This window comes from Plantibacter sp. MMLR14_011 (genome assembly GCF_001865025.1).
Lineage (GTDB): Bacteria > Actinomycetota > Actinomycetes > Actinomycetales > Microbacteriaceae > Plantibacter > Plantibacter flavus_A.
Map to the genome: position 1 here is coordinate 399,482 of NZ_MJGW01000001.1, position 11,771 is coordinate 411,252.

General features: G+C 61.1%; 10 protein-coding genes. All 10 read right to left on the bottom strand.

Going from position 1 to position 11,771, the window contains the following annotated elements:
* Nucleotides 1–193: 193 nt before the first annotated feature.
* Nucleotides 194–1,393, bottom strand: a complete 1,200-nt coding sequence (locus BIU99_RS19600) for a hypothetical protein (RefSeq protein ID WP_139205299.1) — start codon at nt 1,391–1,393, stop codon at nt 194–196.
* A gap of 183 nt (nt 1,394–1,576) precedes the next feature.
* Nucleotides 1,577–2,440 (bottom strand): glycosyltransferase family 2 protein, encoded by an 864-nt coding sequence (locus BIU99_RS19240; RefSeq protein WP_083397129.1) that lies wholly within the window; start codon nt 2,438–2,440, stop codon nt 1,577–1,579.
* Nucleotides 2,437–3,165, bottom strand: a complete 729-nt coding sequence (locus BIU99_RS01890) for a hypothetical protein (protein ID WP_071258933.1) — start codon at nt 3,163–3,165, stop codon at nt 2,437–2,439. The genes BIU99_RS19240 and BIU99_RS01890 overlap by 4 nt, the downstream gene beginning before the upstream one ends.
* 447 nt (nt 3,166–3,612) lie before the next feature.
* On the bottom strand, nt 3,613–4,725 hold the full coding sequence (locus BIU99_RS19245; RefSeq protein ID WP_083397130.1) for a polysaccharide pyruvyl transferase family protein: 1,113 nt from the start codon (nt 4,723–4,725) through the stop codon (nt 3,613–3,615).
* Nucleotides 4,722–5,774 carry a glycosyltransferase family 1 protein gene (locus BIU99_RS19250; protein WP_083397131.1) on the bottom strand — a complete coding sequence of 351 codons (1,053 nt, stop codon included), beginning with the start codon at nt 5,772–5,774 and terminating at the stop codon, nt 4,722–4,724. The genes BIU99_RS19245 and BIU99_RS19250 overlap by 4 nt, the downstream gene beginning before the upstream one ends.
* On the bottom strand, nt 5,764–6,882 hold the full coding sequence (locus tag BIU99_RS20395) for a glycosyltransferase (RefSeq protein WP_083397132.1): 1,119 nt from the start codon (nt 6,880–6,882) through the stop codon (nt 5,764–5,766). The genes BIU99_RS19250 and BIU99_RS20395 overlap by 11 nt, the downstream gene beginning before the upstream one ends.
* 165 nt (nt 6,883–7,047) lie before the next feature.
* Entirely contained in the window at nt 7,048–8,445 is a 1,398-nt protein-coding gene (locus BIU99_RS01895) for a sugar transferase (protein ID WP_371263734.1), read from the bottom strand.
* Between the two features lie 317 nt (nt 8,446–8,762).
* Nucleotides 8,763–9,770: a hypothetical protein gene (locus BIU99_RS01900; protein ID WP_071258935.1), complete on the bottom strand. Its 1,008-nt coding sequence runs from the start codon at nt 9,768–9,770 to the stop codon at nt 8,763–8,765.
* Nucleotides 9,767–10,366 carry a hypothetical protein gene (locus tag BIU99_RS01905; RefSeq protein WP_071258937.1) on the bottom strand — a complete coding sequence of 200 codons (600 nt, stop codon included), beginning with the start codon at nt 10,364–10,366 and terminating at the stop codon, nt 9,767–9,769. Before BIU99_RS01905 ends, BIU99_RS01900 begins: the two co-directional genes overlap by 4 nt.
* Nucleotides 10,363–11,745, bottom strand: coding sequence for a polysaccharide biosynthesis tyrosine autokinase (locus tag BIU99_RS01910; protein WP_071258939.1), 1,383 nt, complete (start codon nt 11,743–11,745; stop codon nt 10,363–10,365). The genes BIU99_RS01905 and BIU99_RS01910 overlap by 4 nt, the downstream gene beginning before the upstream one ends.
* Nucleotides 11,746–11,771: the final 26 nt, after the last annotated feature.

Consider the following 11,771-nt stretch of genomic DNA (forward strand, 5'->3'; position numbering starts at 1 on the left):
GGGGGGGGGGGGGGGGGGGCAGATCGAGCGTTACATTGCACTCAAGCGTAGGCGCAGGTAAGCACAAGCGCGGTGTACTCGTGTACAACGCATAGTTGAGAGTCATCGGATTATGTCTCGATGTGGTCCCGAGTGACTCCAATGGAGCATAACGATGAATTGCAGCAGGGCGTACAGAATGACGGAGCGGCGATCACGAAGGCATCCCGTCGCCGGCACGTGACGCTACTCGCGAGGCGGCACCCTTAGAGTGAGTGCCGCGCGGGCCACCAGTGTTTCGCGGGAACCACAGGGCGAGAATCAGGATACCAAGTATCACTGGAACAGAGCGGCCCAAGCTCCAATACATAATGCGAGGTAGTTCAAGAATACTTATGAAAAGAGCTGCAGTAGCAATAAGCGCCGGAATGCTACCTCTAGTCATCGCGCGAAATGTGGCGCCAATGGCCATGCCTAGCAATAGCCAATAGAAAATGGACAAAACTGGACCAAACTCGCCCACGACAACTAAAAAGGACCCGGTATTGGTGAACTCTGGATTAGAGTTAGAATATAAAATCGATGTCCACCAGGCATCCGGATTGAGCCCCGAGAATCCTGGGTGATGCAGAAGTTGCTCAATTCCTGGTGAATTCCAGAAACCGCTAACTGTGAAGTACGGTACGACATCGTGAGAATTCGTCTGCAAAAGGAAAAGGGCACTGTTGTTAAACGACGTCGTGTAATATCCCAGTAGTCGCAGACTGACCCAAGCAGGAAAGCCGATACCGACAGTCTGCTCGTAGAAGATCCAACTACGCGAGTACTCAGAAATCGCGAAGAGGGTCCACAAGGCGGGGGCGCCAAAAATGGGAGCCCAACGAATGAACCGACCGCCCCGCGTCTGGTGGTCCGTTGTCAGTGCCGCAATCACGATGAGTGGAACCAACACTTCAATGAGCGCAAGCCGCTCTGCGTAGAACATGTAGCGCAGACCAGCTAGAGGGAACAGCCAATAGTAGTAACGGCCTCCGAAACCGATCTTTCGAAGCACATATCCGAGTACTACAGCGAGTGGACCAAATTGAGTCAGGGTCGTGACTCCGCCAACGGGTCGGCTGTCGGCCTTCAGATCCCCAATGGCGCCGGCTTGACGTTCGATCACGCTTGCCAATGAGTCCAACCGTACTCCCTGAGATATAGCGATCAGGACCCAGAAGATGTAACCCAGCAGTGCCAAGCCGAGGAAGTACCTGTAAGCGAGCTGAAGCCATCGGATTTGATTTGCCTCTAACGCAATCTCGACAGAGCCACCTCGCGCCGCCGCTGCTGCGACGAAAAATATGCCCACGAAGAGCGCGATGAAGCTGACCGTAAGAAAAAGAGCAGAACTGCTATCCAAGAATTTGGGCACACCCCATGTCTCGTAAGCATCGGCTGGCAAAGCAATCGAGACGAGAGCGGTAGTTCCAGTCAGCAGAACTAGAGCCCATGCCGGATGTAGCCACCAGGGCCAAGATATACGGATGGTCGCGGTCGCTAAGGGTTCACCTGATGGTCTCGTGGAAGTCGCGCGAGGAGTATTCATGCCGGCCCCCTAACCGACAAATCTTGACGGCGAATCGATGCGAGATCGAGATGTCAAAGTAGAAAACCGACCTATGCCGGCATTGAGCAGCAACCATGACTCCCGGAAACGACCCTGGAAAGCGCGCAAAACCGCTCCTGCCACGGGGCGAGTTGAAATCCAGAGATGCTCGCGGAATGAGTAGTGGAGCGCGTACACGCGTCCCGTTCCCCTGGCATACTGGCGCGTCTTCCGTGAAAGTTGACGGAGATCTACTGGTTCGGCATCTTCCACCACGAGGACGTTGGGGTCGTGCACGACAATCATTCCTGAATCGATGGCACGAATTAGAACCTCGGTGCCCTCGCCGGATTGCCACGGCGTGTTTGTGCCCACACCCAAGGACTCGACGAAGCCGTTTAGTCGACGAAAGGATGACGCGGAGAATAACATATTCGCCTCGAGTGACATCGGCCAAACATTAGTACGGTTCAGGATCTGTCGGCGGGCCACGGACGGTTGTCCGCGCTCGCCGAGCGAGCTGAGGACCCGACCGGTCATTACGTCCGTACCGCGCTCGAACTCTTCAGCGCCGAGAGCAAGCACGTCTGGAGTCAAGGTGCAATCGTCGTCCGTGAAGAAGATCGCGTCGCAGTCGGAAAGCGCTCCCGCTGCCGCGTTGCGCCCGATCGAGACACCACGGGAGGACGGCACAATGTGGATCTGAAGAAGTGACATGTATGGTCGCGCTGCCGACTGTACGAAGCCTTGAGGGCCTTGATCTGCGATTGCCACCTCAAACGGTTGGTGCTTCTGTGCAACCAGGGACTCGAGGAGTGACCCGATGCTCGGGCGTCCGAGGGTTGAGATGGCGACGGAAATGCGCACGCTCATAGTGGGTCTTTCTGTTGTGAACGATCCGATACACGGGCGGCGACGACGAAGTAGATCACTGCGCACACAGCCTCAGTGATGCACAAAGCGACGAAGGTACCGAAAAGAGAATGCACGAGCCACAGAGAAACAGTGCCAGCGGTGATGAACAAGATGGAGGTAAGGATCCGAAGCCGGAGAAGCGCATCGAGATAGCCGCCTCGTCTCAGTTCCGAGAACGGCACTGTAGGTGGAATGGAGGCGACCTTCCAGAGGCACGCCGCCACGAGTGTCGCGGTAGATACCTGGCCCCATGCAGATCCTAGTACAAAAGTGAACAGCCCCAACAGGTGGGCGACCACAATGCAAAGTAGGGCGGCGAGGCTGGCTGAGCTGAGAGCGGCTATCAGCGATGGAGAGCGTGACACCAGCAGGCGAGTCCGCAGGAAACCCAATAGCGGTTGCAACACCCCCAGTACCGAAAGCAACATTCGAAAGGCGACAGCTTCGGGGTTCGTAAGCAGAGCAAACACCAGGACATTTAGCACCAGCGGTACGCTGGCTGTCACGGTAGTCTCGAAAGCAACTTTGGCGTAGGCGCTTCGCGGTGGACTCGAAACCAGCTTTGTAGGCTGTCCCGCCGCACGAATCACTATCGCGAAGATGGTTCCAAAAGTGAGCAATATGATACCGAGCTGCCAGGAGAAGAACATGAGCAGCAACGCTCCAAGCGAACCGGCGAGCATGGCGAGGCCTGCGTGACTTTCAGACTTCCATCTGTGCGCTATGACACCGTGAGTTCTCCCGAGAGCGAGGGAAGTCATCACCAGTGGCGTGCCAAGAATCAAGCCAATTGGCGTTAATAGGCTCAATAGAATTCCGGCGCATCCGACAAGGCCGGCAACTGTACTCCAACGTGGCACGTAGGAAAGAGGTTGCGAGAATTTGGAAGTTAGCCGTGTTTCTAGGATCGTGGAGCTGAGGACAGCGGCTAAGAATGCGCCAACGCCGATACTCAAAGCGAGAGCTGCCTGAGCTTCGATGTGGGTCGACCGCGCGGCTAGCGCTTGGGTGGTGATCGGGACCAGTGCCGTTGTTGCGCCAGCAAAGATCTGGGCCGTAGTCGACGCACTATGCACAAGAATCTTGCGAACGTCAGCCAAGGTTGCCCCCACTGGATAAGTTAACGACGATCATTGGACGGCGTCGCGGATTGTTTGAATAATCTCGGGGCGGGACGAGGCAAGTATTGCACGACGTCCCTCAATCGCTTCCCAGTACGCCGTCGCGTCACGGCTCAGCTGTTCAACTTGTCGAGCAACCGTTCTTGGGTCAAAACTCCGCGCATTGTGCACATACTCAGCAATGCCAAGATCTTCGAAGGCGCCCCATCCCTTTCGCTCATAGCTCAGATGGACTGCTGGCACGCCCGCCAAGATCGACTGTAGGGCGCCGTGTAAGCGCACAGACACAACTACGTTCGGACGATCTGGTGACTCAAGGGCTTGGAGGGCCCCGCGGTGTTCAGTACCCCAGCCCTGGGCGTCATAGTACTTTCGGTCGTCATTACCGGCGCCACTTGATTGGATCAGTACCTCTGGATTTATGAGCGCCGCAAGCTCATTGAGCTTCTCCGAGTATGAACGCGCTCTGCCGACAATCGACCGTGCAATCAGCCCGGGCCGCGATTCTGGGTTGGGCAAACGACGCTGGAGGTCGGATGTGCCGATGGCGATCACTGCTAGGTCAGGCATTCGAGTGCTTCGTATGCCGCGGGCTGCGAGTTCGGCGCGAGATCGATCATCTCTCACAAATACGGCATGAGCTCGCTGTAGGCGACTTGCTCCAAACGGCACCAGCCGACTTGGCAGCGGGCCGATGCTTTGAGGTAGATAGACGTACGGGGTGCTGTTCTCCCGGGTTGGAGCTTGAACCATGTGGGACAGGAAGGCTTTGGCCATCGATGATGGACGGTCGCCGCGAATGTAGCCTCCACCAACTGCCACCGCGATATCTGCGCTCCTGATCGCGTCCGCGACCGTAGGGTGTGGTCTAGCCGTGACGAGACGAGCTAGCAAGTTGGTCAGTCGCATGCGCTCTCGTGTTCCCGCCACGGGGTGCAGGCCCGCACCGTGTTCCGCGAAGCTGGACGGTTCCATAGAAACAAGGGTGAATGTGACTCCGGGGAGAGCTTCTTGCACGAGCCCGATCGCCTCATCGACGAGCAAGCCATCGCCTGCGTTCGAGCGACGGTAGGCGTTCAGAATCACAGCTCTCAGGGCTACCCCTTCTCCGCTAACGGTCATCGTTCGAGCAGCCCTCTGTAGACCTTGATGTGTTCAGCGAGGCTCTCGTCCCAACTGAATCGGGTGACCCACTCGGTACCCCTCTGGGCACTCTCCGACAGACTTCGCGGATCTTCTAGTGCAGCAACCAGAGCCTCCGAGATGCCGCTTTGTGTCAAGTCTTCGAAGGTGAGCGCCGGGCCCGCAACTTCTGCCAGTGACCCCCGCGTTGAAGTTAGAACTGGTGTTCCAGCAGCCATTGCCTCCAGAACGGGGAATCCGAATCCCTCATAGAGACTAGGGAACGCGAAAAGCATGGCATTTTGCATCAATGCGCTGCGTTCCTGGTCGTTCACGAAGCCCAGGTAGTGAGCTGGTCCCGCGGTAATCTCTCTCATCGCCGCATCCGAATTCCATGCTGGCTTGCCGGCGATGAGCAAGCGAATCCCGGTACGTTGCAGACGTGGATCCCTGAATGCTCTGACCAACTCGATGAGATTCTTGCGTGGTTCTATGTTGCCGAGGTAGAGAACATAGGGAGCTGCTGTAACCTCCCTCAACCGATCAGGCATGGAAGTTGGGCTGTCGAAGCGTGCTGCATCAATTCCGTGATAGATCGTGGTTATTCGCGCGGGGTCGACGTTAAACACGTGCGAGACGTCGTCCGCACTCGACTTGGAGACGGTGACTATTGCATGAGTCGAGCTAATCGCGCGCTGGACCCGGAAGCGCCATAGTCGTTCTTGCTGGAGAGTGCGTGCTGTACTGATCCAGCGGCTCGCGACACCGTGCACTGTGACAACTGAGGGTTGTCGTGTCTGCAGAAGCGGACCGGTGTCTGCGCTGTAGTGGAGGATTCTCCCCGGCTCGTTGGTCTTGAGCCCAGCCACTGTCTCCGACAGCGCGGTCAGCGGCGCGGAACGGCCCGCCGGTATTCGCCCGACGCGCACGCCGCGTGCGCTGAGCCCCGCGGCGAGGGACCTCGCATAGGTAGTGTTGCCACCGACATGGCGGTCAATGATGCGTTCTGGGAACGCTACCTCTTTTAGCTGAGCCAATTCAGTTCCCATTCATGTTGTATTTTTCGATTATATCCGATGGACGAGATGCCTTCCCGATTGAGGATGCTTCTAATCCCCAGGCTGATATAAGAGCGAGAGCTTGAGTGCTCGAATCATTGAGTTTGAGATAGTCACTCCAGATTAACCGGTTATTCGCTGTCCACTTGGAGAAACTTTCGGTAGACTTCAAAGAATCTATTAGGGCACTCGTTGCCGTGGGGGTTTTGGCATTGGGGTCGAGGTCGACGAATGCACCAATCGGTCTGACGACGATCGGACGATTAAGGGCATGGGCATCTAGCACGGAGATTGGGAACCCCTCCCAGGCTGCTGAATGAATGTAGACATGTGCCGTGGACAGTTCCTGGCGAAGGCTGTTGGGGTCCACCCACCCAGAAACTGTGACTCCGGCCTGGTGTAGCAACGACTTCAAGGCCACGTCGCCGTCGCCGAGCCAAAGGGCATCCACTGGGAAGTGGGTGCGGATTTCGCCAATCAGATCTATGAAGTACTGAGGGTCCTTCTGGGCTGATATTCGTCCGATCATCGCTACGCGAAGTGGAGTGGACTCAGTCCAGATTGATCCCTCGGAGGATTTGACTGATGGAAGATTGGGAACATAGTGGACTCTTCCGGACAATGATCCCATGCGTTCGCTCAGCGCTGCTTCCGCGCTGGAGCACGCGGCCAGAACAGTCGTGTTATGACCGAGAAGTAGTTCGACACTCCGATAGGCCCATCTCGCGAGGGGATGTAAATCCTTTCGCTCGAAGCCGAAGCAGTGAGGTGTGTACACGATTCGGTATTGCCGTCTACTCAACGCGAGTCGTGTGTAGCCACCGGCGAAACTTGAGTGAGCGTGCACGGCCGTCGGATTCAAGGCGTTCGCTGCAATTGCGACTTTGCGAAGGCGGCGAATGTGGCCGCGTCCAAGAGGGAGGAGTGTAGCGTCGACCTCGTCAAATGCGGAGGGCGGAGTTCCGTCCGCTTGAAACGGTGTCAGGATGTAATGCTCTGTTTCCGTAGGACTATTTTTGATATAGGCGGAAACCGCCACCGGCACGCCGCCTGTAGTTCGGTCGACGATGTGGAGAACCCGAGGGCGTTTAGTGTTCACAGCGAAGTCGATTCAAATGCGGCACCGGCGGACTTCGGGTCGTGAGGCCGATCCCGTCGTATCGCCGGAGCGTCGGGGTAGCTGTGCGCTGTGCTTGGGGCAGTCATACGGTCCCGTTCCCATCATCGCCGCTGTGAGATCTAGCTCCGTCCGTTCGCGACACAATTAGTGCGCCTCCTTCCCCGGTGCGACGACCGCCCGGATCGTGCGCCACAGGATGACGACGTCGCCCATGAGCGACCAATTCTCGACGTAGTAGAGGTCGAGCCGGATGGCGTCCTCCCAGCTGAGCGCCGACCGACCGCTGACCTGCCAGAGGCCCGTCATGCCGGGCTGCACGATGAGGCGACGCTTCGCCGCGGAGTCGTAGAGCGCGACCTCGCCCTCGCGCTGCGGACGCGGGCCGACGAGGCTCATGTCGCCGCGGAAGACGTTGATGAGCTGAGGGAACTCGTCGAGCGAGAACTTCCGCAGGGTGGCGCCGACGCGGGTCAGGCGTGGATCGTTCTGCACCTTGAACAGCGGGCGATCGCTCGTGCCCTGTTGGGCGAGCAACGCTGCGAGCTCGGCGTCGGCGTTCACCCGCATGGATCGGAACTTCAGCATGTTGAAGGGCTCGCCGTTCAGGCCGATGCGTTCCTGGCGGTACAGGACCGGACCGGGGCTGGTGAACTTCACCAGGAGGGCGACGACGAGGAGGATAGGCGAGGCGACCAGCAAAATCGCGCCTGAGCCGAGGATATCGAAGAACCGCTTCGAGAACCGCTTCCGTCCCTCGTAACGAGGGGTTTCCACATGGATCAGCGGCAGGCCGGCGACGGGACGTGTGTGGATGCGGGGTCCACCGATGTCGGTGAGGCTCGGCGCGACGATGAGGTGCTGGCGACCGGGCTCGAGGCTCCAGCTGAGCTGCCTGACCCGCACCGGCGTGAGTTCGTCGGAACTCGTGATGATCACCGTGTCCGCACCTGTCGCTTCGAGCGCCTGCAGCACGGTGTCGACGGTTCCGGACACCGGGATCGTGGTCGATCCGAGTGTGCCACCGACCTTGCCCGTCGGAACACAAGCGCCGACGACGCGGTAGCCGGCATCCGTCGATCGACCCAGCTCGGCCGCGATGTGCTCGGCCGAGTCTACGGACCCGACGAGCAGGACGAGCGAGGAGTACTTGCCCCGGGCGCGCTGCACCGAGAGCCATTGCCGCCACATCCAGCGGGACAGGAGGAGTACAAGGATGCCGAGCGGGAACGCGAGGAGGAAATACCCACGGGCGAGGTCGAGCTTGAAGAGGAACGCGACGATGGCGACGAGGCCAAAGAGGCGGATGCTGGCGTCGGCGATGAGCTTGTACTCGGTGTTGCCGCTGCCGACGATGCGTGCTTCACGGGTGCCGAACACCCGGAGGACGAGCATCCAAGCGCCGATCAGGACGAGCGAGATGACCGTGTAGTTGACGATGACACGTGCCACATCGAAGTTGACCGAGGTCGTTTCCTGGTCGAAGTCGAACCACACGAGCTGCGTCCCGAAGACCACCCAGACGAGCACCAGTGCATCCGTCAACGCGAGACGGTTCGCGTAGACCCGTCGCCAATCGCGCGCGCCAGCAACGGCGGGGGCGGGGGCTGTGCTCGCAGGCGTCGTTGGCAGCGGCACGGAAGGCTGCGACAACATGCGGTCTCCGTGGTGGAACACGTAATTACTACTGATGACGAAAAAGGAAAGCGGCGTTTCGATACGGGACTGTATCGGTCTTGTTGACACTAGCGGTGGAGATGCCCCACATCTGTCCCCTATTTGGTGGTTGTGCCCCACACGGGCCTCATTTGCGACAACTGTAGGGGAAACCCTAAGTACGAGCCGCGTGGGGTCCGAGGTGTTCAGGACCCCACCGAGGCCCACGAGGCGCCGTCGTCGGTAGAGCTGAAGAGCGTGTCGCCCACCCAGAGCCAACTGACCCCCTCTGCCGACGTAAGCGCGGCCGGCGCGGTGAGATCCGCCTCTGCAACACACCCGACACTCTCCGGCGCGGACGCGGGGGTCAAGGTCGTGCCGGGCACGCGGAGGACTCCGAGGCCCGTGCAACCGGTGACTCCACGAGCGGCGAACAGGATCTGTTCCGGCTGCAGCTCGACGGCATGGATGCCGGCGAACGGAATAACCGTCCACGAGCCGTTCGACGCATCCCACTCGGCGAGGACTGCAGAGCAGGCCGTCACCGTGCGCGTCTCGTCTGCCGCGAGCGCCTCGATGACCGGGCACGGTGCCGCGACTGACTGTCCCGCCATGACGATGGTGGTCGAGCCGTCCGGCGAGACCGGCGTCTGGTAAGCGACAGTTGAGAGCAGCTCGGGTGTGGACGTCCACGTGTCGCCGGCGTCGGTCGACGAGTACCCACCGACCGCACAGTCTGCACCGGCTGAACCGACGAGCTGCACTTCGTCCTCGCTCGTCGCCGTGAGGGCGGAGACGACGCGGAGGTCGAACGCCTGGGCTGTCGGGATCACTGCCCACGTGACGCCAGCGTCCTCGCTGCGCTCGACGACGGCGGGAGCTTCGCAGGTTCCTTGCGTCGCGCGCCAGATGACGGTGGCACTCCCCGCAGCGATGAACCGGTCGGTCGGCTCGGCGGCAGCAGGCTCCTCGGTCGGTTCCGGTGACGCGGAGGCTGATGGCGTACCGCCGAAGGTGGGAATCGGGCGCTGGGTCGCATCGTCCGAGCTGCGGCCGTTCGCCGTGAGCGCGAGCCCGACGAGGATGACGTCGGCGACGAGGAAGAGCGTCAATCCGATGATCGCCAGCGTCCGACGCTTGGAGCCGAGGCGATCCCAGAACGATTCCTTTGGATCGCCCGCGCGATACGTCGACCTGCTCTGCCGGGGTGTCACGCTCGGTCGCCTGCCTGAGCGAGTCGATCCGCGATGACGGAAACGTGATCGTGGATCTGGTCGCCCACACGCTCGTAGGTGGTCGCGCTCCGGCGGTAGGGGTCTTCGATGTCGTCGTCCTCAGGGTCCTCCGGCGGCGGAACAGAGCCACGCTGCGCGGCGACCTCATCGACGAGCGTCCACGGGTCGGAGACGGCGGGAGCCTCCACGACGAGCCTGGCGAACTGCGGCACGGTGAAGGTGACACGCGAGGCTCGGGGGAGGAGCCGCGCGACCACACTTCGGTGCTCGCGCGTCGCCGTCAGGATGAGATCGGCGTCGGCCACGAGATCGCGATCGAGGGCCGTGGGGACATGACCCTCCGGTGATCCGCCGAACCGGCGGGACTGCTCGACGACCTCCAGCGGCATCTCGAGTCCCTGCCCGACACCCGTGCCCGCGCTCGAGACGGCGATCGGTCGGCCCCCAGCGGTGACGCCGGCCGCGGCGAGCTTCGCCGCGAGGATCTGCGCGCCGAGCGCCGAGCGGCAGATGTTCCCCGTGCAGACGAAGAGGACCGAGAACGGCCGCTCGTGGGTTCCGGAGGAACCGGTCACTTCTTCACGTCCTCGGCGTAGCCGTAGCCGGCCCCGTAGCCGTACCGGGCGTATCCGTAGGCGTCAGGGCCCTTGGTCGGCACCATGGTCATGACGAGGCCGGCGACCGAGGCGTTCACGTGCGTCAGTGACTCCAGCGCACCCTTCAGCTGGTTCTTGTGGGTCCGACCGGCTGCGACGACGACGAGCGCACCGCCGGTGTGACGGGCGAGGAGCGCACCGTCCGTGACCGGCAGGAGCGGCGGTGCGTCGATGAGGACGTAGTCGAACTGCTGCTCCAAGCCGCGGATCAGCTTCTGCATCGTCACCGATCCGAGGAGCTCGCTGGGGTTCGGCGGAACGGCACCGGCCGGCAGGATCGAGAGCAGCCCGCGGCCCCACGGCTGCATGGTGTCGTCGAGGGTCGCACGCCTGATCAGGACATCGCTGAGCCCGACCGCGCCCTCGATGTCGAAGTAGTTCGCGAGCTTCGGGCGCCGCAGGTCGGCGTCGATGAGGACGACCTTGTGACCGGCGTCCGACAGGGCGATCGCCAGGTTCGCTGCCGTCGTGCTCTTGCCCTCGCTCTGGATCGAGGACGTGATGACGTAGCTGCGTGGCTGATCCGTCACGTCGAGGAACTGCAGGTTCGTGCGCAGGCTGCGGAAGGACTCGGCCCGCGGGCTCTTCGGGTCGGCCTGCACGATGAGCGGCCGCTGCCGTGCCTTCGGGTCGAAGGCGATGCCGCCCATGAGCGGGATGTCCGTGACGCCTTCGACGTCGCGCTCGTTCCGGATGCGGGTGTCGAGGGTCTCCTTCAGCACGGCGAACCCGACCCCGAGCGCGAGACCGACGAGGAGTCCGAGGGCGATGTTGAGGGGGACGTTCGGGCTCACCGGGGTAAACGGGACGTCAGCCTCCTGCACGCGGGTGAGCTTCACCGGGCTCGATGCCCCGTTCTCAGGGGTCTCGATCTTCGCGACCACACCGGTGAGGCTCTCGGCGGTCGTGTTCGCGATCTCCGCTGCGAGCACCGGGTCCGGGCTCACCGCCGTGATCTCGATCAGTGTCGTGTCGAGCGGCGCGGACGCCGAGACCTGCTGTGACAGCTGCCCCGCGGTGATGTTGAGTTCGAGCGTCGCGATGACCGGCAGGAGGACGATCGGCGTCTGAACGAGGTCCGCGTAGGTCTTGACCCGTTGCTGGGTGAACGCGTTCCCCTGGGCCAGTTCCTGCACGTTGTCGCTCGACTGCGTCGAGACGAAGACCTTGGCCGACGAGCTGTACTCGGGCGTCTTGACGAGCGAGTAGGTCGCCGCCAGCGCCACCCCGAGCAGGGAGAGCGCGACGATCAGCACCCAGTACTTGCGAAGGACACGGAGATAGTCACGAAGCTCCACGCGGTGGCATCCGATCAGTCAGAGGG

Excerpts from the sequence above, each read along its gene's own strand:
- BIU99_RS19240 (WP_083397129.1), bottom strand. The coding sequence starts at position 2,440 with ATGAGCGTGCGCATTTCCGTCGCCATCTCAACCCTCGGACGCCCGAGC.
- BIU99_RS01890 (WP_071258933.1), bottom strand. The coding sequence starts at position 3,165 with ATGCTCGCCGGTTCGCTTGGAGCGTTGCTGCTCATGTTCTTCTCCTGG.
- BIU99_RS19245 (WP_083397130.1), bottom strand. The coding sequence starts at position 4,725 with ATGACCGTTAGCGGAGAAGGGGTAGCCCTGAGAGCTGTGATTCTGAAC.
- BIU99_RS19250 (WP_083397131.1), bottom strand. The coding sequence starts at position 5,774 with ATGGGAACTGAATTGGCTCAGCTAAAAGAGGTAGCGTTCCCAGAACGC.